This is a genomic window from Cupriavidus sp. 01T418 (genome assembly GCF_056398885.1).
Genome location: NZ_JBFTQG010000184.1, coordinates 1 through 435 on the forward strand (window position 1 = coordinate 1; position 435 = coordinate 435).

The 435-nt window shown below is 66.9% G+C and carries 1 protein-coding gene; it reads right to left on the bottom strand.

Features of this window, described 5'->3' with window-relative positions:
* The coding region (locus tag AC1DQ3_RS36835) for a hypothetical protein (RefSeq protein WP_477125000.1) at window positions 1-233 on the bottom strand (233 nt) is incomplete at its 3' end.
* Between the last annotated feature and the right edge of the window lie 202 nt (window positions 234-435).

The window sequence follows — 435 nt, forward strand, 5'->3', positions numbered from 1 at the left end:
ATGCCGTGCGCCTGGGTCTCAGCATGCTTGACCCGAATGCGTACCACAATTTCACGCGGGCGTGCCGGCGCGACACACCGATGCTTGGCGAAGAAGCAGTGCTGCTGCGCCATTGCCTGGCCGACCAGCTTGAGCGTTCCTGCGATCTCGGCGAATCCGTCTTGCGAGCGCTTGACGCGTATGGACAACAACAGGCGGCGCTTCAGCGCGCCCAGCCGGAGCAGCCCAGTCATCTGCGTCGGCCCGTCCGCCCACTCCCCATGCAAGCGCCTGGGGTTAGCGTACCCGCCACGCCGCAGCGCCTGGAAGAGCCCGTTCCCGGCTCCGCGAGCAGACCGATGGCCGATACGAGCGAACGTCTCGCACCGCGCGATGCCTGTGCACCCCTGCACGCGGATACCGCCACGCCGCAAGGCAGCCGAACTCCCCATAAGA